Annotated in this window: 21 protein-coding genes; 12 read left to right on the top strand and 9 right to left on the bottom strand. The window is 66.9% G+C overall.

The annotated features are described in order from the left end of the window. Positions 1-77: 77 nt before the first annotated feature. From ACZ50J_RS05615 to rfbB, 4 genes are read right to left on the bottom strand one after another with little or no spacing between them, the layout of a single operon-like run. A complete protein-coding gene (locus tag ACZ50J_RS05615) occupies positions 78-992 on the bottom strand; it encodes a glycosyltransferase (protein WP_464300286.1) in 915 nt (304 codons plus the stop codon). Continuing rightward, positions 949-2,091, bottom strand: a complete 1,143-nt coding sequence (locus ACZ50J_RS05610) for a DUF1972 domain-containing protein (RefSeq protein ID WP_464300285.1) — start codon at positions 2,089-2,091, stop codon at positions 949-951. The genes ACZ50J_RS05615 and ACZ50J_RS05610 overlap by 44 nt, the downstream gene beginning before the upstream one ends. A gap of 11 nt (positions 2,092-2,102) precedes the next feature. Further along, complete coding sequence (rfbD, locus tag ACZ50J_RS05605) at positions 2,103-2,930, bottom strand: dTDP-4-dehydrorhamnose reductase (protein ID WP_464300284.1); 828 nt, start codon at positions 2,928-2,930, stop codon at positions 2,103-2,105. Then, entirely contained in the window at positions 2,930-3,931 is a 1,002-nt protein-coding gene (gene rfbB / locus ACZ50J_RS05600; protein ID WP_464300283.1) for a dTDP-glucose 4,6-dehydratase, read from the bottom strand. The genes rfbD and rfbB overlap by 1 nt, the downstream gene beginning before the upstream one ends. 289 nt (positions 3,932-4,220) lie before the next feature. Here rfbB and ACZ50J_RS05595 point away from each other — a divergent pair, with 289 nt between their 5' ends. From ACZ50J_RS05595 to ACZ50J_RS05580, 4 genes are all read left to right on the top strand, one after another. After that, positions 4,221-5,123, top strand: coding sequence for a cutinase family protein (locus ACZ50J_RS05595; RefSeq protein WP_464300282.1), 903 nt, complete (start codon positions 4,221-4,223; stop codon positions 5,121-5,123). Positions 5,124-5,238: 115 nt separating this feature from the next. Beyond that, positions 5,239-6,273 carry an LGFP repeat-containing protein gene (locus ACZ50J_RS05590; protein ID WP_464300281.1) on the top strand — a complete coding sequence of 345 codons (1,035 nt, stop codon included), beginning with the start codon at positions 5,239-5,241 and terminating at the stop codon, positions 6,271-6,273. Between the two features lie 23 nt (positions 6,274-6,296). Continuing rightward, on the top strand, positions 6,297-6,674 hold the full coding sequence (locus tag ACZ50J_RS05585) for a hypothetical protein (RefSeq protein WP_464300280.1): 378 nt from the start codon (positions 6,297-6,299) through the stop codon (positions 6,672-6,674). Then, positions 6,674-7,327 (top strand): LGFP repeat-containing protein, encoded by a 654-nt coding sequence (locus ACZ50J_RS05580; RefSeq protein ID WP_464301317.1) that lies wholly within the window; start codon positions 6,674-6,676, stop codon positions 7,325-7,327. The genes ACZ50J_RS05585 and ACZ50J_RS05580 overlap by 1 nt, the downstream gene beginning before the upstream one ends. Positions 7,328-7,377: 50 nt before the next feature. On the opposite strand, the gene ACZ50J_RS05575 is transcribed toward ACZ50J_RS05580, so the two are convergent. Beyond that, positions 7,378-8,925 carry a hypothetical protein gene (locus tag ACZ50J_RS05575; RefSeq protein ID WP_464300279.1) on the bottom strand — a complete coding sequence of 516 codons (1,548 nt, stop codon included), beginning with the start codon at positions 8,923-8,925 and terminating at the stop codon, positions 7,378-7,380. Further along, positions 8,922-9,947, bottom strand: coding sequence for a hypothetical protein (locus ACZ50J_RS05570; protein WP_464300278.1), 1,026 nt, complete (start codon positions 9,945-9,947; stop codon positions 8,922-8,924). The genes ACZ50J_RS05575 and ACZ50J_RS05570 overlap by 4 nt, the downstream gene beginning before the upstream one ends. A gap of 486 nt (positions 9,948-10,433) precedes the next feature. Here ACZ50J_RS05570 and ACZ50J_RS05565 point away from each other — a divergent pair, with 486 nt between their 5' ends. From ACZ50J_RS05565 to ACZ50J_RS05530, 8 genes are read left to right on the top strand one after another with little or no spacing between them, the layout of a single operon-like run. After that, a complete protein-coding gene (locus ACZ50J_RS05565; RefSeq protein WP_464300277.1) occupies positions 10,434-11,972 on the top strand; it encodes a sugar transferase in 1,539 nt (512 codons plus the stop codon). Beyond that, a complete protein-coding gene (locus ACZ50J_RS05560) occupies positions 11,972-12,463 on the top strand; it encodes a holo-ACP synthase (protein WP_464300276.1) in 492 nt (163 codons plus the stop codon). The genes ACZ50J_RS05565 and ACZ50J_RS05560 overlap by 1 nt, the downstream gene beginning before the upstream one ends. A gap of 10 nt (positions 12,464-12,473) precedes the next feature. Then, complete coding sequence (locus tag ACZ50J_RS05555; protein WP_464300275.1) at positions 12,474-12,728, top strand: acyl carrier protein; 255 nt, start codon at positions 12,474-12,476, stop codon at positions 12,726-12,728. 14 nt (positions 12,729-12,742) lie between these two features. After that, complete coding sequence (locus ACZ50J_RS05550; RefSeq protein ID WP_464300274.1) at positions 12,743-13,924, top strand: acyl-CoA dehydrogenase family protein; 1,182 nt, start codon at positions 12,743-12,745, stop codon at positions 13,922-13,924. Positions 13,925-13,929: 5 nt separating this feature from the next. Beyond that, positions 13,930-14,865, top strand: coding sequence for an amino acid--[acyl-carrier-protein] ligase (locus ACZ50J_RS05545; protein WP_464300273.1), 936 nt, complete (start codon positions 13,930-13,932; stop codon positions 14,863-14,865). Next, positions 14,862-15,884, top strand: coding sequence for a DUF1839 family protein (locus tag ACZ50J_RS05540; RefSeq protein WP_464300272.1), 1,023 nt, complete (start codon positions 14,862-14,864; stop codon positions 15,882-15,884). Before ACZ50J_RS05545 ends, ACZ50J_RS05540 begins: the two co-directional genes overlap by 4 nt. Continuing rightward, entirely contained in the window at positions 15,881-18,337 is a 2,457-nt protein-coding gene (locus ACZ50J_RS05535; protein ID WP_464300271.1) for a glycosyl hydrolase 2 galactose-binding domain-containing protein, read from the top strand. Before ACZ50J_RS05540 ends, ACZ50J_RS05535 begins: the two co-directional genes overlap by 4 nt. Further along, complete coding sequence (locus ACZ50J_RS05530) at positions 18,334-20,901, top strand: methyltransferase domain-containing protein (RefSeq protein ID WP_464300270.1); 2,568 nt, start codon at positions 18,334-18,336, stop codon at positions 20,899-20,901. The genes ACZ50J_RS05535 and ACZ50J_RS05530 overlap by 4 nt, the downstream gene beginning before the upstream one ends. Before the next feature lie 19 nt (positions 20,902-20,920). Here the strand turns inward: ACZ50J_RS05530 and ACZ50J_RS05525 are convergent, their stop codons facing one another. Genes ACZ50J_RS05525 through ACZ50J_RS05515 form a run of 3 tightly spaced genes read right to left on the bottom strand, consistent with a single transcriptional unit; the run spans position 20,921 to position 24,282 of the window. After that, entirely contained in the window at positions 20,921-21,868 is a 948-nt protein-coding gene (locus ACZ50J_RS05525; protein ID WP_464300269.1) for a DUF6492 family protein, read from the bottom strand. 1 nt (position 21,869) lies between these two features. Further along, complete coding sequence (locus ACZ50J_RS05520) at positions 21,870-22,934, bottom strand: glycosyltransferase family 2 protein (protein ID WP_464300268.1); 1,065 nt, start codon at positions 22,932-22,934, stop codon at positions 21,870-21,872. Further along, a complete protein-coding gene (locus ACZ50J_RS05515) occupies positions 22,927-24,282 on the bottom strand; it encodes an O-antigen ligase family protein (RefSeq protein WP_464300267.1) in 1,356 nt (451 codons plus the stop codon). The genes ACZ50J_RS05520 and ACZ50J_RS05515 overlap by 8 nt, the downstream gene beginning before the upstream one ends. Positions 24,283-24,290: the final 8 nt, after the last annotated feature.

The following is a 24,290-nucleotide window of genomic DNA, read 5'->3' as shown; positions in this document are numbered from 1 at the left end:
CGACCAGGCAACTCCCTCGATCACTCGACTTACTGGGACGCCTTGGTTACCGGCGAGATTCATGTGTGCGCTTCGATTCATTGCTCGCCAGACTCTCCGCGGGCCAAGGCAGCGCCGAGTGACCGAGGGAACATGTACGACGACCGGTACCCCAACTCGCTGTCCATCGCGAGGCCGCTGAGATCGACGAACTTCTTCATTGCCAACAGCGGTTGGGTCAGGCGTCGGCGAGATCGGCGCAGTGGCGAGGAAGAATCGGCCGCGCCCGACATACCCACGACCTGTCGTCCGTGCGTCCGATATTTCACGAGAACGGACGGATCGACACCCATCTGATCGTTCGCGACCGCCGACAACGAGTACCACCTGTCATGCAGCCAGCCCTGCGGCACCGAACCTCCACCCAGAATCCGGTCCGGCATCACCGCTGACGCCGCACCCGTGGCGATTGGGTGAGCGAGCGCGTACCGCATCCGCTCAGCGTGCGCCAAGGTCGCCCAGGCCTCAGGAACCGGGTACTCGTCCCGCAAGGTCGCGCCGGTCGGTCGGGACTGCGCATCGATCAACGAACCATCTGCGGCGACCATTGCGCACTTCGGCTTCGCCTCAAACCATGCATGGTGAGCTGCGGCCCGATGCGACAGCCAGACATCGTCCTGGTCGGCCAGAATCACGATGTCGGTGCCCGCCGCCGCCATGCCCGCCGCGAAGTTCTGAGCGATCCTGGTGTAGAGACCCGCGTGGCGCGGAAGGGTGGGAGCACCCACGATTCGCAACGCAGCCGTGTCCGTCAACGCGGACGCGACCATCTCGACCGATTCGTCCGTCGAGTGGTCGTCGACAAGGACCACCTCGTCCAGTGGCCGGGTTTGGTTGATCATTGAATCCAGCTGCTCTCCGAGGTACCGCGCACCGTTGTGTGTGACCATCACACAGCCGACGGAGAGTTCAGCCATGCGGCAAGCTAACCGGTGCCGCGAGCCCGACCGCATTGCGCAGCCGCTCTTCGTACAAGTTCAGGACATCGTCCCAGGAGTAGTCCGACTCGCCACGGGCGCGTGCGGCCCGGGAAAGACCAGTGCGACGGTCCTCGTCGTGCAGCACTGTGGCAATGCGCTGCGCGATGGCGGCGGCGGTCGGTGCCGCGAATTCGCCACTGTCGCAGAGGACTTCACGGTTGAAGACGGTGTCCCGGGCGACGACCGGCGCTCCGCAGGCCATCGCCTGGACGAGTGCGGGGTTGGTGCCGCCGACACTGTGGCCGTGGAAGTAGACGCCGGCGTTGGACCACAGTGCATGCAGGAACTCGTCGTCGCTGACATGCCCGAGCAGGCGAACGTTCGGACGGTCCTTCGCGAGTGCTTCGGCCGACTCCTGGATCGGGTCACCGGCCGGAGCACTGCCCACCACCACGACCGGCGTCGCGGGATCCATCAGCCGGACCGCGTCGAAGAACTCCTGCATGGTGTTCTCGGGCACGAAACGGGCCACCGCGAGGACATAGCTGCCGGCCGACAGACCGAGGCGTTCCTCCACGAGGTGGGTGTCCCGCTCGTCCGGCACCGTGCCGCCATACGGGATGAAGGTGCTTTCGCGGCCGAAGTTGTCCTTCCAGTGCCGGCCGATCTCGACCGAGTCCGCGATCAGCGTGTCGGCGAACTTCGCCGTCAGGGTTGCACCTGTGCGGAAGACCCGCTTCGCCGGTGTGCTCCACTTCTCGCGCTCCCACTCCAGGCCGTCCACGTTGAGCACGACAGGAATGCCACGTGCCTTCAGCACCGGTAGGAAATAGCCGTTGGCGACATTCATGATCAGCGCGACATCCGGCTTGCGGCGCGCTGCGTCGGTGCACGCGGTCAGACCGTAGGACAACGTGCTGGCCGACTTCGACTCCACGCCGCGCGTGAAACGCTGCGTCACACCGACCGGGACCTTCTCGTCGGCGACCTGACCGGGCCGGCTGTAGACGTCGACGTCCCAGCCGCGCTCCGCAAGATAGGGCGTCAGATAGCGGACCAGCGTCTCAAAACCGCCGTAATAGCTCGGAAAACCGCGAGTGCCGATGATGGCGACCCGCGGCGAATCATTCACAGCCTGCGACTTCAACTCTCGAGATCCACCATTCCCTGCAACGACGCCGACCATTGCGGCATCGGCTCCTTCCCCGACCGACCGAGGACACTGTAAGCGGGACGAGGCGCGGGGCGCGGGAAATCCGCCGAAGTGCACGGTTCGACACGCGCCGGATCGAGCCCCGCGAGCCGGAAGATCTCCTGCGCGAACCCGAACCAACTGGTGGTGCCCGACGACGTCCCGTGGAAGTAGCCGCCCGGTGCGCCGGCCGCAATCAGGTCCATGACGTACGTCGCCAGATCACGGGTCCAGGTGGGCTGCCCGATCTGGTCGTCGACCACCTTCAGTGTCTCGCGCTCCCCGGCCAGGCGCAGCATCGTCTTGACGAAGTTCGGGCCGTGCTCGCCATACAGCCAGGCGGTGCGCACGATCAGTGTGTCCGGGTTCGTGGCCCGGATCGCCCACTCCCCCGCAGCCTTCGTCCGGCCGTATGCCGACTGCGGGTTCTGCGGGTGGTCCGACTCGTATGGCGTCGTCGCGGTGCCGTCGAAAACGTAGTCCGTGGAGATGTGCACCATTCGCGTGCCGGTCTCGGCAGCAACGAGTGCGACGTTGCGAACGCCGGTCGCATTGATCGAAAACGCCTCTGCCTCATGAGTTTCCGCGTCGTCGACGGCAGTCCAGGCGGCGGCATTGACCACCACGTCGAAGCCCTGCATCGTCTCCCGCACCGCGGCGAGGGAGCGTATGTCGCAGTCCGCGGACCCCGCCGCGACGACCTCCTCGCCGCGCCGCCGCAGCAGCTGGACCAGGTCGGTGCCGAACATGCCGTTGCCACCGGTGACCAGCCAACGCATCAGTTGATCACCGACTGCCCCGCATAACGAGCCTCGGCGGCCGCCTTCTGCGGGCGCCACCAGGACTCGTTGTCGCGATACCAGTCGATGGTCGCGGCAAGCCCATCCTCGAAGGTGCCGAACTCCGGCCGCCAGCCCAGCTCGCGGCGCAACTTCGTCGAGTCGATCGCATATCGCCGGTCATGGCCGGCGCGGTCGGTCACGTGGTCGTAGTCGTCCGCGTCCTTGCCCATCCCGACCAGGATCTGCTCGACGACGTCCTTGTTGCTGCGTTCGCCGTCCGCGCCGATCAGATATGTCTGGCCGAGCTCGCCGCGCTCCAGGATCGTCCACACCGCACGGTTGTGGTCGTCGACATGGATCCAGTCCCGGACGTTGAGCCCGTCGCCATACAGCTTTGGGCGGACGCCGTCGATGATGTTGGTGATCTGCCGCGGGATGAACTTCTCCACGTGCTGGCGCGGGCCGTAGTTGTTGGAGCAGTTGCTGATCGTCGCGCGCACCCCGAAGGAACGCACCCACGCCCGGACCAACAGATCGCTGCCGGCCTTCGTCGACGAATACGGACTGCTCGGGTTGTATGGCGTGGCCTCGGTGAACCGCGCCGGATCGTCCAGCTCGAGGTCGCCATACACCTCGTCGGTGGAGATGTGGTGGTAGCGCACGTCGTGCCGGCGCACCGCCTCGAGCAGCGTGTAGGTGCCGATCAGGTTCGTCCGCACGAAGGGCGACGGGTCGTTGAGCGAGTTATCGTTGTGCGACTCCGCGGCGAAGTGCACCACCGCGTCGGCGTCCGCGACCAGTTCGTCGACGAGTTCGGCGTCGGCGACGTCACCCTCGACGATCCGGACCCGGTCCTCGAGCCCCGCCAGCGAGGCACGGTCGCCGGCGTAGGTGAAGGAGTCCAACACCATCAGCTGCACGTCGGGTCGCGTCGCAGCCGTCAGGTGTACGAAGTTGCTGCCGATGAAGCCGGCACCGCCGGTGATGAGTACTCCCACGCGCGAATGCTATCGGCTCGCCAGGATCACACGCGGCATCGATCGGAGCACCGACCCGGGTTTTCGTGGATTCCCTGAAAATTCTTTACTAAACGTTTGCCAGTTGCGTGCTGATGTTTCCTTGTCTCGTCGCTATCTTCAGATCAGCGGCGAATCGCGCTGCAGGGCTGATGGCCGCACCCGATCGGGTGATCGCCGAACTGCCCACAACATCAAGGGAACTCACAAGGGGACTCGCATGCACCACTTCAAGAAAACGATTACTGGAGCCGCTGCCGTCGCTGTCTCAGTGACGGGGCTCGCGGCGGGGGCAGTCACGGCTGCGCCGTCAGCGTCTGCAACCGACTGCAGCAACGTCTATTTCCTGGTGGACGGGCATCTCAACGGCACGACCGGGAACACCTGGAAGAACACTGTCGTGCCTGCCGGTGCGCACCGGGTGAACTTCTACTACGACGACGGCATCTTTCCTGTCGGTGAGCCGCACGACCTGGACACGACACAACGTGTCGCCGGTCCGGCGCTGGAACAGCAGGTCGTCGATTTCCACAAGGCATGCCCGAACGCTCATATCACCCTCACCGGGTACTCCTTCGGCGCACTGATCGCCGGCAACGTCGCCGCGAGCCTCGCGGGCAAGACGACCGTGCCGCACAACCAGCTGAACGCGATCCTGATCGCCGACCCCCGACGTGCGGTGAGCAGCACCGGTGTCGAGGGCCCGGCCGGCGGCATCATGTCGGTGCTGCCGGATCTGCCAGGAATGCACATGACCGGACCGCGAGACTTCAAGGACGTCAAGTACTCCGAACTGTGCCGGCAGGACGACCCGATCTGCAACCTGGCCAACCCCATCTCCAACGCCGTCGCCGCCGTCAACCAGGGCACCCGCTTCCCCGGATCGCACGTGCAATACGGGCCCGCGTGGGTCAATCCCGCGGCGTACGCCGACGGCACCAATCAGATGTGGAGCCCGACGACGCCGGTCAACTGGGGCGCTCCGGCATTCCCGTCACCGACACCGAACCAGTTGCTCAACCCGAACCCGATCTACCAGGGGGTCATCAACGGCCTGTCCCAGGCCGCGGACGCCCTCGACTGGGCAAAGGTGCTCAACTCCTTCGGCCTGCCGGGCGACTCCCTGATCCACATGCTGGTGGTCTGGGCAGAGGGCGCCGGCATCCAGCTCTGAATCCTCGTCGCGACTGCCCAATCGGGCTCTCGCGCCGTCACTAGACCCCCGACTGCCGGTGCCGCACCCTCGGCACCGGCAGTCCACCAACCCTCACAACCCGAGGAAGGTCGCCATGCCCCGAAACACCCTCAACCGCACCGCCCTGGCAGCCGCCACCATCACCGCTGTGATGGGTATCGCACCGGCAGCATTCGCCCAGCGCGACACCCGCCTCGACGCGCATGTGCCCCTGTCCGCCATGAGTTCGACCCTGCGGGCCTCCCTGGCCTGTGCGCTGCCGGCGAACGCGGACCTGAACGTCACCCGCAAGGTCTACGAGATCGCGCAGGCTCGCAACCTGCCACCCGTGGCAAAGCTCGCCATCTTCGAGTCCGGCTGGGTCGAGTCACACATGAACAATCTGGGCTGCGGCGGTGAGGACTCCGTCGGGGTCTTCCAACTGCGCGCCATGCACGGCACGGTGCAGCAACGCATGAACATTCAGTTCTCCACCGACTGGTGGATCAACACGGCGAACAACCTTGGCATCAACAGGTATTCAGATGCCGGCCTGCTCGCTGCCGACGTAGAGAACCCCGCCGCCGAATACCGCGGCCGATACGGCCAAGCCGAAGGAACCGCCCGCAACCTGATGAACCAGGCGATGCAGCCCTATGGCGTCATCGGCGCGAAGTACGCCGCACTCGGCGGCGCAGGCGGCGAAGTCGGTCCGCTGGTGCGCGCCGAAGAAGCCGCCAAGAACGGCGGGCGCTTCCAACTCTTCAAGAACGGCATCATCCTGTGGTCGCCCGGCACCGGCGCGTTCTGGATCCACGGCGACATCCTCACCAAGTTCTGGGCCACCAACTCCGAAACCGCCTGGGGGTTCCCGACCATGGACGAAATGGCCGCCCACTCCTCCCCCGACGGCACCACCGGGCGATACCAGTACTTCCAGAACGCACTGTTCCTGTGGTCCCAGCCCACCGGAACACACATCATCCACGGCGAAATCCTCAAGGCCTTCGAGAACGGCGGCCGGGAAGCAACCCTGGGCTACCCAACCGGCGACGAAACAGACGACGGCCACGGTGGCCGCATCCAGCAATTTCAGAACGCAACCATCGACTGGACCGCGGCCGGCGGCGCGGTCATCACCAAGAAGTGAACGACCGCAAGGAGATTCGAACCATGACACGACAGACACCACACGTCTCCCGCCGCACCCTGCTCACCGGGGCCATCGCGATCCCGGTCACCGCGGCCACGGCCACCGTCGCCTTGCCGACACCCGCGGCACACGCCTTCGGAGCCATCGGACGCCAAGACGTCCTCGATCGCGCCCGGCACCGCATCAGCTTGAACCTGCCCTACAACTCCGACCCGCCCGGTTACACCGACGGCTACCGCCAGGACTGCTCCGGCTTCGCCGCTTACGCCTGGGGCGCACCCACCCCGGCTACGGAACATCCGAGATGGAATCACACGGCGCATTCAAAATCGCCTGGAACGACCTGCAACCCGGGGACGCCATCAACAACCCCAACCCCGGAGCAGCCGGACACGTGATGATCTTCAGCCACTGGATCAACGATGCCGACCGCAACGTCTTCCAAGCCCTGGAACACACCGGAAGCGGCGAGCGGATCTACAACCACTCCCGTGGAGAGTTGCAGGCGACCTATCACCCGGTCCGCTGGAAAGGCGTCGACATTCTCAAGCCATACGGCCTGATCAACACCAAGTGGCTCCAAGGCGACAACCAGAACATCATGGGCGCGCCGGCGAACGACGAATTCAGCACCTACCCCGCAGGATCCGGTCGCTTCCGCGACTTCCGCAACGGCATGATCATCTGGAAGGCAGGATCGAAAACACCGTTCATGGTGCACGGACTGATCCACACCGAGTTCCGGTCGACCGGCTCCGAGAAGGCCTGGGGATTCCCCACCATGGACGAGGCCGACGCCGCCGCCTCACCCGCCGGCACCAAGGGCCGCTACCAGTACTTCGAAGGAGCCCTCGCCCTGTGGTCACAGACCACCAGTGCACACCTCGTACACGGCGAGATCCTCAAAACCTTCGAAACCAAGGGCCGCGAAGCGGTGCTCGGCTATCCCCTCGCGGATGAAGAACCCGACGGCGCCGGCCGCAAACAACGCTTCGAGAAGGCCACCATCCACTGGACCCCCGCGGGTGGAACAGCGATCGAAAACACCTGACCCCGTTCGAGAAGGAGGCGCCGCGATCTGCGGCGGGTGGCGAGGGCCGCTCAACCCGCCAGGGAAAGGCAATCGCTCGGCACACCGACCGGCACGTCGTACACAGCCGCCCCCGACCGTTGCCACCAGATCGCGTTGCGCTGTACTTCGGTTCCGGCCAGCTGTGGGCTGACCGCGAAGTGTCCCAGATCAGGATGATTGCTCATGCCTGCCGCGTAGACGACCGTCGGCGCAAGCGCCGGATCGGCCGCCAGTGCCGTGAGGTCGATGTGTGCAGGGACCCCGCCGACCCGCGCGAGCGCCACGAGTATGTCGGCGCGTGACCCCGGCACCGTCTCCAGCAGTTCGACCAACTGATCCCGCTGCTCGGGAACCGCGAGGTAGCCGAGTGCGTGGCCGGCGGCTTCGGCGGCATACGGACCCGACGGCGCACGCACCTGTTCGACGGCGACGTCGACGATGACGCCGCGGTACGGACTGACGCCGAGCAGTGTCGAGGAGTGGTGTCTGCGCTCGAGGAAGTCCGGCGACAGCGCCTCGCGCAGCAACCGGTCGAGCATCGGGTCGTCCAGGCCCGATGCCTGAAGCGCAGCTGCCCGATAGTTGCTCAACGCGGTGGGGCTCTGCACCCGGGCACCGGCCGCGGAGGGTGCCGGATAGACACCGAGACGCTTCACCACATCCTGTGTCAGATCGGCCGAAATGCGCTGAGCCACATGGAAAGCCGGGCCACCGCGGCCTGGGCCGTCAGCCGCCGCGTTCAGGACCGACTGCACGATCAATGGCATCATCGGTGCCGGCATCCGGCCATTGCAGATCTGCGCGAGCAGCCCGTATGCCGCGCCCCACATCTGCTGCCCGTCGGAGTGATCGAAGTGCTCCACCAGCCAGCGCAGCACTTCCGGATCGCGACTGTTGCCGAGCACGGGGAGCACCTTCTCCACGGACTGGGCACCTGGTTCCGCGACAGCCTGCGCCACCGCGTCGAGTACGACGCGACCCGCGGCTCGATCCGCGAGCAGCCGATCCAGCGCATGGGCTCGCGTGGTGTAGGCGTGACGCACTGCCCGCATCGTCTCGGAGACCAATTGCGCCACCCAGTCGTGCAGCATCGACGGCGGCAGCACCGGACCATTCGGTCGGGTGATCCCGTCGGCCAGGTGGATCCAGTCGGTGCCGGCCATCGAGCCGACCGCCATCCGGTCCTCCCACTCCCCGAGTGCGTCGCTCAATGCGGCCCGCGACACGCTCTGCGGCCCTTCGGCCGCCAACGCCGGCCCGAAGGCGCGGTCGATACCGAGGCACACTCCGAGCAGGCTCCCTGCCGGCAGCGCGAGCGCCTTCTCATAAGCCCGCACGACGGACTTCGGGACGGCCTCGACGCCGGTCTCGTAGCGGCACAGGGTGCTCGGCCCCAGAGCGCAACCCTGTGCCCGCAGCAGTTCGACGAACCGACCGGCCGGACCGGGCGCGAAGGCCAACCGGCTCAACCGCAGCAGCCAGGCAATGCGGGCCCGCGCGTCGATCGTCCGACCCCGCAGCGGTGTGTTGTCCTCCGGCATCACGACGGGTCGACCTCGCCCGGGCACCCAGCTCATCGCAGTGCTCCCATCGGGATGGCACGACCTGTTCGCGAACCGCCGAAAGTCGTTGTGCTGGAACGTTGTTGGGGCGTTTCTCCGGGTGCTCGTTCTGGATGGTCGCGCAGGACCGCGTCGAGCAGCTCGGGCACCAGCTGGCTGTGCGGACCGAAGCAGGCCCGCACGTCGAGCACCGTCGGCGGCGCGCCCGCGCTGACCCGCAGCGAGACCTCCACCGGACCGGTCAGACCGAGCGCACGAACGGCAGCCTGGGCGACGCGCTCGACCTCGGGCACGGTGCTCGTCCCGACGGCACATGCCGTGGCGAGTTCGCCGCCGTCGTCGACGATGGTCTCCTCCAGCACGGTCGTCAGTCGTCCTCGGCCGGACGTCGGCCGGTAGGTCACTGCCTTGTATGCCGTGCCGGGAACGAACTCCTGCACCAACAGGTCATCGCCCAGGGCGGCCCAGTCGACTTCGGCCGGCTTGTCGACCAGGACGGTCGCGTGCTCGCTGTCGACCCAGCGGGGCCGGATGATGACCGGGCCGCGTAGGAACGAGGGCCGGGCGGCCGCACCGACGAAGTCGCTGGGGACTCCGAAGTCCGGCACGGCGATGCCGTGCGACCACAGGCCCCAGGCGGTCAGCAGACGATCATGTGCCGTGGCCGTCGGACCGGGCCTCGGCATGACGACCTCGACATTCTCTCCGAACGCCTCTCGTCCCAGCGAAATCGCAAAGAGCGCAGCGCTGTTCGCGGGTATGACGAGGCCGATGCCTTCGGTCCGCACCAGTCGCGCGAGCGACGGAAGGAAGCCTGGATCGGTCGGCGGCGGCATCAGATGGCACTCCGCGGCCGGCACATCCATCGACCGATGGTCGGTGCAGTGCACGTGCAGGCCGCGAGCGATCAACTGCTCGGCCAATGACCTTCCCGAGGCGCCCGCGGCGCCCGTGACGAGAACCGATCGGCGCACTTCGGCACCGACGGACCCGTCTTCCTCCCCGAACGAATGTGGCTGATTGACGATTGATGACATCGATTCCCCTGGCGGCTGTGCTGGCGAGATGAGATAACGCCGCAAGCCCAAAAGGAGGGGGCGGACAAGCAGACAGCAACGCTTCACTACGGGGGCGTTGCGGTCATATGAGAGGTCGGTCCCGAGGGGCGCGACCTGGCTTCTTCGACTTCTACCAACTGCGTGTCAGCAACGTACTCCTTTACGGTTTCTAGAACAAGACTTGACCAAGTCTTTACTCTTTTTCCCGCGTTGCCGAGCTAAGAGAATCACTCACATATGCTGCAACGCCTGCGTTTTGCGGACATCCGTCCCGCCTGCAAGTCGGTCCTCCGGCGGGTCCATCACGCTGCCCGCGCCCCTCGTCCCAGCACCCGGCCCACGACGACGACTTATTCCGTGCCTTCCGCGGAACTGCAATTCGTCGGCGCCCTCCTCCGGGCGTCCCTACCGTCCCAGTGACGGGTGTGGTGCATCGGGGCGGCCCGCGACGGGGAAGGAGACACAGTGACCAGCGAACCTGCGACAGCGATGCCGTTGCAACGCGTGGAACTCCCGAACGTCGTTCCGATCAATGCAGTGCCCGTCGATATCGGTGACGCTCTGGCCGTCGAGGTCCCCACCGCGGTGAGCGAACGAACAGCCGACGGCTCTTTCACGAATTGGGTTGTCACATATCGGAATCGGGCCGTTCTGACCGACGCTGCAGCAGCGCTGTTCGTCGCCGTGGTCGCCACCCGCGTGGCAGGTATCTCGCCGCAGGGCAATCGTCCGGTCCCCCTCGTCTACATCGGCACGACGGTGATCGCTCCGCTCGTCTGGCCCCTGATGATCGCGTGGGCTCGCGGTTACGATCGCCGGCATCTGGCGACCGGCACCGAGGAGTTCCGGGCCATCGTGTCGGCGTCCGTCCGGCTCCTCGCCTTCACCGGTCTGCTGTCGTACGCCACCTACAGCGGCCGACCGCTCCTGTCGCGTTACGCCGTGCTGTTCTTCTTCACCGTCCTACCGATGGCTTCGCTCCTGCTCCGCCATCACCAGCGCCGGCGGCTCTACCGCCGGAGACTTGCCGGCGAGGCGGTCAGTCGGACACTCGTGGTCGGACCACACGACGCGATCGAGCACCTCGTCGCCGAGCTGGATCGAGATCCCGCACACGGCCTCGCTCCCTCGGCACGCTGCGTGCTGGAGAGACATCCCGCATCCGACCCTGTCGAACGGGTCATGGAGGCGGTCGCGCGGATCCGACCGGACATCGTCATCGTGACCTCGCCGTCCGGCATGGACCCGAGTGCGACGCGTCGCCTGTCGTGGCTCCTGGAAGAGCACTCGGTCCAGTTGATGATGTCTCCGGGGCTGCTCGACGTCGTCGGCCCCAGGCTCTCCATTCGTCCGGCGGCAGGACTGCCACTGCTCCAGGTCGAGCGGCCGGGTATCCACGGCCTGAAGGCCAGATACAAGGCGGTGTTCGATCGGGTCGCATCGGCGCTGCTGCTGATCGCCACACTCCCCGTCCTCGTCGTCATCACCCTCGCCATACGGGTCGACTCGCGAGGCCCCGCCCTCTTCCGGCAGGAGCGCGTCGGCGCGAACGGCGAACCCTTCGAGATGCTGAAGTTCCGCTCGATGGTCCCGAACGCCGAGGACCTGCTCGCCGTGGTCCGGGCGGAACGCGACGATGGCAACGGCCGACTGTTCAAGTGCCACGACGATCCCAGGGTCACGCGGGTTGGCCGGTTCCTGCGGAAGTACTCGCTCGACGAGCTGCCGCAACTGCTGAACGTGCTGCGCGGAGAGATGTCGCTGGTCGGTCCGCGCCCGCCGCTGCGGAGCGAAGTGGACGAGTACGAGCGGGACGCCATCCGTCGGTTGCACGTGAGGCCCGGACTCACCGGCCTCTGGCAGGTCAGCGGCCGTAGTGACCTGTCCTGGGAGGACTCCGTCCGTCTCGATCTCACGTATGTCGACAACTGGTCCGTGCTGCTGGATCTGCAGATCCTGTGGCGCACAGCCCGCGCCGTCGTCAGGCCGGAGGGCGCGTACTGATGGATCCGATCGCCAACCCCGGACCGCCGGCAGATGACTTCGGTCAGGCCGCGGGTGCCACCGCCTTCGTGCTCAGAGTCGGCACCGACGTCCAGTTCATCTCATCGGTCACCGACTCGATCCACCGTCACGGCCGGCGCTATCTCGATCGTGTCTTCACGGCACAGGAGGTCGAGTCCTGCGGCGGCTATGACGCCGAACCCGACCAACTGGCACCCGGATTGACCGCTCGCTTCTGCGCGAAGGAAGCGACGTTGAAAGCGCTGCGACCACTCAACATCATCCCGGAATGGCGCGACATGGAGGTCGTGCGCATGCCCGGAGGGTGGGTGCAGATCTCACTGACCCGAGCCGCCCGCCAGCTGGCGGAGGAGAACGGCCTGCTCGACCTCGAAGTGTCGCTGGCGCACGACGGAGCGGTCGCCGTCGCCACGGTGGTCGGGCTGGGGAGGACCAGACAACCAATGACTTCCGAGTCGCTGACGAGATAAGGACAAGGGAATGGAAGAGCAAATCAGGGCGGTCCTGGAGGCCTACGGTCGGCTGCCCCATCCGGTGGCGACGATCACTCGCGCCGACGATCTCTACCGAGCAGGTCTCACCTCGCACGCGAGCGTGAACGTGATGCTCGGCCTGGAGGACGCGTTCGACGTCGAGTTCCCGGATTCGATGTTGCGCAAGAGCACGTTCGAGTCCATCGAGTCCATCGAATCGGCGCTGCGCGAGCTCGCCGATTCATCCCAATTGCCTGCGTGACAGTGGAGGATCGCATGTCCAGCATCGTTGAAACCGGTCCCGTCAGCCCGACGCTCACGCGGTCACCGGCCGAGCTCGCCATCGGCATCGCCGAGCAGGTCGCTGCGCCGGCGGCGCAATCCGTGGACGAGGAATCACGATTCCCCACCGAAGCGATCGGCGCCCTGCGCGACGCCGGCATGCTCGCCGCGCTCATCCCCGTCGAGGACGGAGGTCTGGGCTGGTCGCTGGAGGATGTTGCGCGCTCGGTCACCGAGCTGGCGAAGGGCTGCTCCTCAGCGGCGATGGTCTACGCAATGCATCAGATCCAGGTGGCGTGTCTGGTGCGTCATGGCGACAACCCTGCCCTGCGGGACTTCACCCGCCGCGTCGCGGCCGAGGGTCTCCTGCTCGCATCGGCCACGACCGAGGTCGGCATCGGCGGCAACGTCCGCAACAGCAGTTGCGCCGTGGAGACCGACGGGTCACGGTTCACGCTGACCAAGCAAGCGCCCGTCATTTCGTACGGCGCCCACGCCGACGCCATACTCGCGACCGCGCGGCGGACTCCCAACAGCCCGCCGAACGATCAGGTCCTCGTCCTGTGCCGCCGCGAAAACTTCACGCTGGAGCCGAAATCCGGTTGGGATGCGCTCGGTTTCCGCGGCACCTGCAGCCTCGGATTCGTGTTGTCGGTGTCCGGCGATCGGGAGGATGTCCTGCCGGTGCCGTACGGCGACATCTCGTCCCAGACCATGCTTCCCGTCTCGCACATCCTGTGGTCCTCGCTCTGGTTCGGGATCGCGAGCGCGGCGAGCGACAAGGCTCGCCGGTTCGTCCAAGCCGCAGCACACAAGAACCCGGACGTGACACCGCCGAGTGCCCTGCGTCTGGCCGAGCTGACGACCGTCCTGCAACAGTTCCAGGATCTGGTGATCGCAGCCCGGGATCGCTACACCGCCATCTCGGACGACCAGTCCCAGACGACGTCGATCGGGTTCGCGATCAACATGAACTCGTTGAAGGTCTCGGCGTCGACGCTCGTCGTCGACGTGGTCCAGCGGGCAATGCTCATCTGCGGCATGGCCGGCTACGCCAACAAGAGCCCGTTCACGCTCGGGCGACTCCTGCGGGACGCGTATGGTGCACAACTGATGGTCAACAACGACCGCATCAACGCCAACAACGCCCAACTGCTGCTCGTGTCACGGGGTTGAGGATGATGGTCGAGCAAGCAATCGCCGTTCCCGACCACGTGGCGGCCCAACACGAGTTCCGTGCAGAGCTGATCGACGCCGGTGTGCTGGTCGCGACATCGGTGGACGGGTTGTACCAACGTTCGGCAGTGTTCGAGTCGATCGTGCGCGGGCTCGAACGTCGAGTGTCCGACGCGGGGGGCGGACGTTACGAGCCGCTGCTGTACTTCCCGCCGGTACTCCCCCGCGATGTGTTCATTCGCAGCGATTACCTGCGGTCCTTCCCCGACCTGACCGGTTCGGTCGACACCTTCGTCGGCGACGACCGCCAGCACGCGGCCCTCCTGAACGCGCTCGAGACGGGTGCCGACTGGACGCAGTACCTCACACCGGCCGAGGTCATGCTCTGCTCCGCCGCCTGTCACCCGCTGTACCCGAGCCTGACCGGCACGCTGCCCCCGGGCGGACGACAGATGGAGGTGCAGGGTTTCTGCTTCCGTCATGAACCCAGCGTCGACCCCGCACGGATGCAGGTCTTCCGCCAGCACGAGTTCGTGGCGGTCGGCGAACCGGACCGGTGCCTCGCACATCGCGACGGATGGTTGACGCGCGCCCTGGGCATCCTCGGCGGGCTGGGGCTCCCGGTCACGAAGGTCGTGGCCAATGACCCCTTCTTCGGCCGCGCGGGCCGGATGCTCGCCGCGAACCAGCGGGAGACCACGTTGAAATACGAGATCGTCTGCCCGATCACGTCGGAGGAGTTCCCCACTGCCATCGCCTCCGGCAATTACCACATCGACCATTTCGGTGGGCCCTTCGCCATCCGCACCGCGAACGGCGAGACCGCACACTCGGCATGCATCGGTTTCGGAATGGAGCGAATCACCCTCGCACTGCTGAAGACTCACGGACTCGACCCGAAGAGCTGGCCGAGCCCGGTACGCATGCGGCTCGGCTTATGACCATCCACAGCTGGCCGTCCGCGACCGTCGCACGACAGTCGATCACGCGACTCCTCCCGCTCCGGGCGGAGAACTATCGGACGCACCCGCTGCACTCCACGGAGCGGATCTGGACCGAGACCAACTGTTACGTCGACGTCTGGCTGGAGGTGCTGCACTCCCTGGAGCTGGACCCGATGATCGCCGGCGCCTTCGCCGTGAGCGGGGACTTCGAGGGCGACCAGTGGACCTTCTTCAAGTATCCCGAGGCCGACCTGCGTCGCGCCTATGGCATCGACGTCCACGAGATGAATCCGTGGCGAGGTGTCCTGGAGCACATCGTCGAGCAACTGTCGCTGGGCAGGCTGATGACCGTGGAGGTCGACTCCTTCCACCTGCCGGACACCGGGGGTGTCTCCTACCAGCTCCAACACGTGAAGTCGACGATCGTCCCCAACGCCGTCGACGTCGCCGGCCGGTTCCTCGGGTACTTCCACAATGCGGGCTACTTCGAGTTGCACGGCGACGACTTCGACGGGGTCTTCCATCGAGGCGTGCACGCCGAGGAGGCCGGCCTGCCGCCATACACCGAGATAATCCGGCTCGAACGGCTGCACCGGCTGTCCGGTGAGCAGGCCACCTCCCTCGCGACGCAGTTGCTCGCCGAGCACATCGCCGACGCACCGGACGACAACCCCGTGACGCGATTGGCCGAGCGAATGACCACCGACCTGGACTGGGTGCGTGAGCAACCAGCCGAGGCGTTCCACGCCTGGGCGTTCGGGACCGTGCGCCAGTGCGGCGCCTGCGCGGAGACCGCGGCGTCGTTCCTGGTGTGGCTCGCGGACCATGACGGCCCGCACGGTGCGCGCGAGGCGGCCGAGCCGTGGACATCGCTGGCCGAGCAGGCGAAGGCATTGCAGTTCGCGTTGGCACGCGCAGCGCGCGGCCGGCCGATCGACCTGCGCCCCACCATGCAGCAGATGGCACACGAGTGGGCGCGGGCGCGCACCGCGACCGCTGCATTGGTCGGGTTGTGAACGGCGGGGCCGATCTCCTCGCCGACGTTTCCTGGGAGTGCGCTTCCGGGACGGTCGGCTCGACGGTCGCCCCGGAGTCGGGCTGGATCCCTGCCCCGGTCCCCGGGACGGCAGCGCAAGCGCTGCAGCAGAAGAACGATCCCTCGGCCCTGGTCCGCAACTACGACGCCGAAGACTGGTGGTGGCGTTGCGAATTCACGGTTCGCGGGCCGGGAAGGCACACCCTGAGGAGCGACGGACTCGCGACATACGCACAGGTGCGGATCGACCAGGAACCGGTCCTCGACAGCAGCAACATGTTCGTCAGCCACGACGTCGAGATCGAACTCGACGAAGGCCCTCACACCCTGTTGGTGCACTGCCGATCCCTGCAGCCCATCCTGGCCCGACGCCGCGCCAGGCCACGCTGGAAGAGCCCCGACCTGGTGCATCAGAACCTGCGCTGGATCCGCACCACCTTGCTCGGCCGTCAGGTCGGAGGCGTCCAGTCGCCCGCCCCGGTCGGACCGTGGCGCCCGATCACCCTGCGCCGATCGGACACCGCCACGGCGCGGACAACTCTGCTGCGGGCAACCTGCACGGCGGACGGAGCGGGAACCGTGCAGCTCACGGCGGACCTGACCAGCGGCCTCGTCACGGGTCCGGTTCGGCTCCGGGTCGGCGGCGCGACCGCGGAGTGCGAGGTCGTCGAACGCGACGGCTTCGTGACCGTCACAGGTCAGGTCCGCGTCCCGCACGTGGAGCGCTGGTGGCCCCACACCCACGGCCCGCAGCCGCTGTATGACGTCACCATCGCCTCCGGTGACGCGGAGATCCCGATGGGTCGGGTCGGCTTCCGGACGATCACGGTGGACCGCACCGATGGCGCATTCACCTTGCTGGTCAACGAGATTCCGATCTTCGCGCGTGGCGTGTGCTGGTCACCGACCGACCCCGTGTCCTTGCAGGACGTCAATCTCCGGCACCGCCTCGAGACACTGCGTGAAGGCGGGCACAACCTGGTGCGGGTGAGCGGCACGGGCGTCTACCCGAGCACGGACTTCCTCGACCTGTGCGACGAACTCGGCCTGCTCATCTGGCAGGACTGCATGCTCGCGTTCTTCGACGCGCCCGACGACCAGGAATTCGCAGCCGATCTCCGCACAGAGGTGGACCAACTGCTCAGGGCATTCGGCGGGCGGCCGAGCCTGGCGGTGCTCTGCGGCAGCAGCGATGCCGAGGAGCAGGCGGCCTACCTCGGCGTCGCACCGGACAAATGGGTCGCCCCGGTGGCCGCAGACCTCATCCCCCAACTGATCGACGAGCTCGTCCCCGGAACCCCCTACGTGCGCAGCACCCCCGGAGAGAGTCCGCTGCCCAGCATGGTGAGCTCGGGACCGTCCCATTACTACGGCGTCGGCGCCTATCTGCGACCTACGACCGACGTTCGCCGTGCCGCGGTCCGCTTCGCCTCCGAATGCCTCTGTATGGCGTGCCCGGCCGAGCCCGAGGACAGCACCGACAACGACCTTGCGCTACGCCGACTCGGACACCACCCCGCGTGGAAATCGTTGATCCACAGGGATGCTCAGTCGTCCTGGGACCTGGAGGACATCCGCGAGTGGTACACGCGGCACCTTTTCGGCCTCGACCCCATCGAGCTGAGACGGACCGACGCCGTGCGCGCCGCCGCCATCGCCAGAGCCACGGTCGCCACTGTCTTCGACGACGTCCTCTCCGAGTGGCGGCGCCCCGACTCGACCTGTGCGGGCGCGATCGTCTTCGAGGGCCACGACGTGGGGTTCGGCGGCGGGATCGGGATCATCGACGGCCACGGACGGCCCAAGGCACCGTGGTACGTCATGCGACGCCTCATGCAGCCGGTCGCCGTCATGATCACCGACGAGGGCGTCAACGGGCTCGGCATACACATCGCGAACGACGGCCCGCTCGCCTGGGACGGGGTGCTCCGAATCGACCTGGTCCACGACGGCGAGCAGATCAGCGACTCGACGACCGTTCCGGTGCATGCACCGCCACCCGGCACGACCGTCGACCTGGCAACCGCACTCGGCGACTTCCGCGACATCAGTTACGTGCACCGGTTCGGCCCTCCGGCATACGACGTCGTCAGCGTCACCCTTGTCTCACCCGACGGAACCGAGGTGTCGCAGGCGAATTTCCTTGCCGGTGCTCGGATTCGACCGATGGACGCCCACCTCGGGCTGGAGGCCACCGCCCGTCAGGAGTCTCCCGAGGGCTGGGTGCTGGACGTGTCCGCCGCGCGATTCGCACAGTGGGTGCAAGTGTCCATCGATGGCTGGCAGGCTACCGACAACTGGTTCCATCTGCTGCCGGGCACGGCTCGCTCGGTGCGACTGCGCAGACTGCCCGACGCCCTTCCCGGGCCACCTCGCGGCGATGTGACCGCGCTCAACGCGTCGCACTCGACCCGGATCGCGGTGGCGATGTGATCGACACACCGACCTGGTTCGGGCCGACCGGCCGCGCGTTGTTCGGCTGGTTCTGCGCGCCGGACTCCGGCTGTTCCGATTACGGGGTGCTCCTCTGCTCGCCGATCGGCGAGGAGGAACACAACGCGCACGAGACCCTCCGGCGCACGGCATGGGGTCTTGCCCAGCAGGGCATCGCCTCGCTCCGGTTCGACTACCACGGGACGGGCGACTCCACAGGTCTCTGGTCGGATCCCGATCGGGTCGACGCCTGGCTGACCAGCATCACGGATGCGTATGACGCGCTCCGCGCGACCGGCGTGCCACGCGTCGGCGGACTCGGAATGCGCATCGGGGCAACACTTCTCGCGACGTCGACAACCCGTAGCGCGCTGGATCTGGACACGCTCGTGCTCTGGGACAGCTGCAGCGGGAAGAGCATGCTTCGCGAGGGCCTGGCTCGCAGTCCGAGCCCCGGCGAGTCCGGTGACGGCTCCGTGGAGACACCCGGATATCGCTACACACCCCGGACGGTGACTGCGCTGCACCGACTCGACCCGGTGACGCTGGAGGGTGACGTCCACGCCGACCGGGTGATGGTCCTCAATCGGGACGACCGCCCCCCACCGCGGGGTTTGCGCCGGCGTCTACCGCCGTCGGACTCCGTGCACTGGGCGACCTGCACCGGGATGTCGGAGATGCTCGATGTCCCGATGGACAAGAACACCGTGCCCGACGGAGCCGTGGCCCAGGTCGTCGACTGGATCGTCCAGCACGCCGACCGGAGGAGCACGGAAACGCTCAAGATCCCGTCCGCCGCTCTGGACCTGCCGCAGTCGGGAGGGGAAACGGTCATCGAGACCGCCGTCCGACTCGGCCGCGCGGGACTCTTCGGCATCTGCACCGAACCGACCACACGCACTCGGTCCGCAACGGTCGTGTTCGTCAATGTCGCCAACGACCGACAGACCGGTCCGGGCCGCCGTTGGGTCGACACGTGCCGCTCCCTCGCCGCGGACGGCTTCCGGTGCGTGCGGCTCAGCCAGTCCGGCACCGGTGACAGTCCGACGTCACCCGGTCAGACCTTCGGGGAGCTCTACTGCCCGGAATGGCTCGACGACCTACCGGATGCGCTGTCCGATCCCCTGTTCGACAATGAACGAATAGCGTTGATATCGCTATGTTCCGGGGCGTACAGCGCGTTGGAAGCAGCGATGCGGGTCTCCGTTGCCGTCGTCTATCCGATCAACGTCATACTCACCATTCACGACACGAGTCGCGGCCAACGCCTCCACAGCGCCGAGCGGCAGGTCGCCCGGCCGGTCGGGCGAGCCTTCCTGCCTCGACCGGGCCACTCGTCAGCCTCCGCAGTGCGCCGAAGGGGCATCGCGTGGCGGCTCTACCGTCAGGTCTCCGTCCGGAACGCACCCCTGTCGGCCGTTCACGGTCTGGTCCGCCGTGACACCGCCGTCGTGCTCCTCATGAGCCCGGACGACGGACGCCACTTCCGGGAATCCGCCTTCTGGTCGGGTCTGTTCGCCTGGCGCTGGCGGCGCCGCGGGATGTTCGAGCTTCCGATCGATGCGCGGATCGACCACCCGCTCATGACACAGAACGGCCAACAGGCCGTGGTCACCTACATCCAACGGGACCTGCACGACCGTTTTCCGAGCGAGCGCGGTCCAGTCGAGGAGCACAGCATGAGCGAACGTCCGACGCACACCACGACACCGGAGCCGACATCCGTCGACGGGAACAGTCCGGTGTGGACACAGAGCGCGTCCACCTACCGGACCCACTTCAACTGGAACGACGCCGGCGAGCGCATCGCGATCCGGCAGGTCGCCGATCAGGTCCGGGGTGCCCGCATCCTCGATGTCGGTGTCGGCGCCGGACGAACCAGTTGGCTGGTCGGTCTGCTCAGCGGCGACTACACCGGGATCGACTACACGCCGGCCATGGTCGACACCGCCCGGCAGAACTGCCCGTGGGCAGACATCAGAGTCGGCGACGCCTGCGCGCTGGACATCGAGAGCGACTCCGTCGACTTCGTCTTCTTCAGCAACGCCGGGATCGACTCACTCGACCACGAGCGGCGGTCCCGTGCGCTTGCCGAGTTCGCGCGGGTCCTGCGCCCGGACGGGATCCTCGTCTACTCGACCCTGAACCGCTCGGGCCCGTTCTACGGTGCGCACCCGGGGCCGATCCACGCGCCGGGAAAGCTCCCTTCGCCATACCGTGTCGGGAGGTTCGTGGCTCGCGCAGGTTTGCAACCGCGCTCGCATCTGGCCGGCTTCCAGAATGTTCGACGCCACGCGAATCTCTTTGAAGACCATGGCGATTGGGCGATCGACACCATGCCGACACATGACTGGTCCCTCGTCGTCCACTACATCACCACCGCGGCGGCGCGGGAGGAGGTGCGGGCGCACGGCTTCGGGTCAACCGCCCTGGTCGACCAATACGGTGCGCCGGTCGACACCACCGACACCGCTGCATCCTCGGCCTGGTTCTACGTCATCACCAGGCTCGGATCCGACGACCGTGCACCGGGATCGGTCCCGACACCGACCCGCCGGGCCTGATCCGCGGGGTCCTCTGCGTCTAGTTCAGCGCCGACGGTACCAGTAGCTCCGAGGCTGCGGTGCGGACCGACATGGCGGTACGCGACTTCGCCGAGATCATCATGGCGATGTCTTCGGCACGGCGACCGTCCGCGAAGTCGACGACCTCTTCGGCACGCATCGGCGTGGTGCCCCAGTACTCGTGACACAGGGACGTCGCACTGTGCAGCTGTCGGTCGTCACGCCAGCCCAGTACCTCGTCGGCGAACACGCCATACAGCGTCCATTCCGAGAAGTTCAGTTGTCGTGCCATGACGCGCTGCCAGGAGATGCCGTGGACCGCCTCCAGATGGGCACGCAACCTGCGGACGACGTCCGTGTCGAGCGCGATGAACGCGCTGATGTAGTCGTGGTACGGCGGTGCGCCCGCCGGCAGGCCCAGGAGGGCGCGGGCGGCCCGGTGCCACCGGACATGGTCCGGCAGCGCTTCGGTCACCGCGTCGTCCCGCCGGTACAAGGACATGTGCCCGTTGCGGTGGAACGCCTCAGGTCGCAGCGGTCGGATCAGCTCCACATCGGAGTCCGCCACCAGGACGGTACGTGCGGACATGCGATCGGCTGCCGCGAGTTTCAACACCTGCTGCAGGATCCAGCCGCGGATCGGTGGGACCGGATGCCGCGGCTCCATCGCCACGACCCGGGCGGAGGCGGGCACCCTGGGCAGACGATCGCTGAGCCGGGACAGCCACGGGGTCAACCGGATCGAGGGCGTGAGTAGTTCACGCGCGGACCACACCACACAGCTCGGCCCGGCGAACCTCGAGAACAGTGGCAGGTCCTCCTCCGGAACGATCAAGTAGTGCACCGTGTCCGCGGGAGCGAAGCGCTGCACGGATCGGCGTAGCCGGGTGAAGACGTCGTAGTCCACGGAGTAGGTCGGCGTGACGATCGCGAGCGCCGGCTCCGGCGATCCGGTGTGTTCGCGCATGTCACCCTCCACCGACAGACACGTCGAGCGGTGCAGCCGCGTCGCCGTGCCGCACGGCGGCTCCGGCCAGTACGCCATACGGGGCGGGCGCCGCGGGTACGGCCGGGCCGACCGCGATGTCTGATCCGGGGCGGTACCGGTTCATGACCTGCTGTGGCGTCGCGTTGCTGAGGACCGCCCACAGCGCCGCCCGCGACCGAGCACGCCGCACCCGCAGGATGTTCTCGATCACGAACTGCGCTCTGCGCAGCGACCCACGACCGCTCATGCTCTCCCGGCGCACTCGGTTGATCTGCGACAGCGCGTGCCGCCAGGGTGCGTTCGCGTCGCTGGAGACGGCGCGCACGACCACGGCGCCCGGCGTGTACCAGATGAGGAGTCCGTGCCTCGACAACCGCTCGCAGTAATCAACCTCCTCCTCGTACATGAAGTAGGCCTCGTTCCAGAGCCCGACCCGATCGATGCATTCGGCCGAGATCGCCAGCAGACCACCACACGCCCATCCGACGGGGTGCGCGTGCCGGTAGTCCCGTTCGTCACGCAACACCTCCACCGGCAACCCGAGCGCGGCCGTCAGGCGAGCCCCGATCATCGCGCTGACGAAGCCGGTCCAGACGTTGGGCAGCCGACTGAGCGAGTCGTCCCGATCACCGCGCTGATCGACGATCATCGGGCAACTCACCCCGACATCGTCCAGCGCCAGCGCTTCCAGCAACGGTTGTACGGCGTCCGCCCCGAGCAGGACATCGGGATTGGCGACGACGAATGCGGCCGCCCCTCCGGTCCGTCGCACGTGGTCGATGCCGACGTTGATCCCGGCCGCGTATCCGCAGTTCCTCGCCATGACGCAGACGTCGACGGCGGGTGAGACCGCGCTGGCCACCGCCGGGGTGTCGTCGGTCGAACCGCTGTCCACCACCACTATCCGGTGGGTGCCTTCGACCTGACCGTCCAGGGCTCGGCAGAGGAAGCCCGCGATGAGGTCGGCACTGTTGTGGGTCACACAGACGATCGCGACCTTCGCGGGCCCGCGTTCCGACATGACCTCATCCACCGTGTCACGCACGATCGTCATTCTCCGTCGCATGTACGCGTGCCAACGCGCCCAGTAGTCCGACCACGAGGAACAGCAGGCAAGGCACCATGGGGAAACCCATGGTGTCGAAGGTCGCGAAACTCGCGAACGCCGAAATGACAGCTGCGACAAGGGATCTCGCCAGTGAGTCCGACCAGGTGCCGCGCCGCGATCGCCGGATGACGCGCAGGCCGGTGACGATCGCGGACCGCGCGAACCAGGCGGTCGCCAGGAGACCGACGATGCCGCCACCGATGAGGACGCCCAGCACCATGTTGTCCAAGATCCGGTACTGCGGCAGGAACGTTCCGTAGCCACGACCGAAGACGGGCCAGCGACCGATGAACTCGAACGCGTAGGCGTAACTGTCCGTCCGTGACTTCGCGCTGCCGTCGGTGCTGATGCCGGTGAACATGCCCGCGAGCGTGCCGAGCATCCCGGGAACGAGCTCGTAGAAGACCCCGAGAACCCCGAGCGTCACCAGATACATCACGCGCCTTCTGGCTCGCGGCCACGCCGCGACGACGATCGGCAACGAAAGGACGAGGCACATGATCGTGGTGCGGGAGATGCTCACCGGACAGGCCATCGCCAGGGTTGCCACGGGCCACCAGCGACGCAGGACAGAGCGCCCCGGCCGCCCGTGCATGGCGTCGTGGATCGCGATCGGCAGGCACATCGCGATGATGACGCCGAACTCGATGGGATGTGTTGCGGTGCCGGCCGGGCGGTCGAACCCGCTGCGGCTGACCGACTCGAGGTCCGAGTTGAAACTCAGGCCCGGGATCTGGATCAGATCGATCCACTGCCGCTTGGTGACGAATTGGATCAGGCCGAGAGCACCCACCGCGCCACCGGCCACCGCGATGCGATGGACGAGCCGATCGAGTCGGTCGCGGCTCGCGACACCGTCGATACCGATCAGGAGCACCCCGCTCCACGCGGTCAGACTGATCAGTGACCGGTCGGAACCGTTGATCTCCAATGGTGCGATCGGCCGCGTGGCGGCGGCCACGTAGCTGACGACCATCGCCAGCGCATAAACGGTGAGTGCGAATCTGATTGCCGCGCCGGTGTGATGGGCACGATCACCGCGTCTCAGCCGCTCGGCCGACCACCACAGGAAGAGCAGGATGCCCAGCATCTGGGCCGGGGTGCCGGCCGCTCCGAGTGGCGCGAAGACCAGGACCGACGGGATGAATGCGAACAACCACACGTAGAGGGAGAGCACCGCCGAGGCGTCGAAACGCCGGATCCGCCAGCTCGTCCGAGCCTCCTCCGGAGGCTCCGCGGCCACCGCCGCATGGCGGGTCTCCTCGTCAACCTGCAAATCCGTCATGTTCGCTC

The sequence above is a fragment of the Flexivirga sp. G2 genome, from assembly GCF_055397625.1.
The sequence above is the reverse complement of the archived record's forward strand: the minus strand, read 5'-3'. Positions and strand labels throughout refer to the sequence as shown.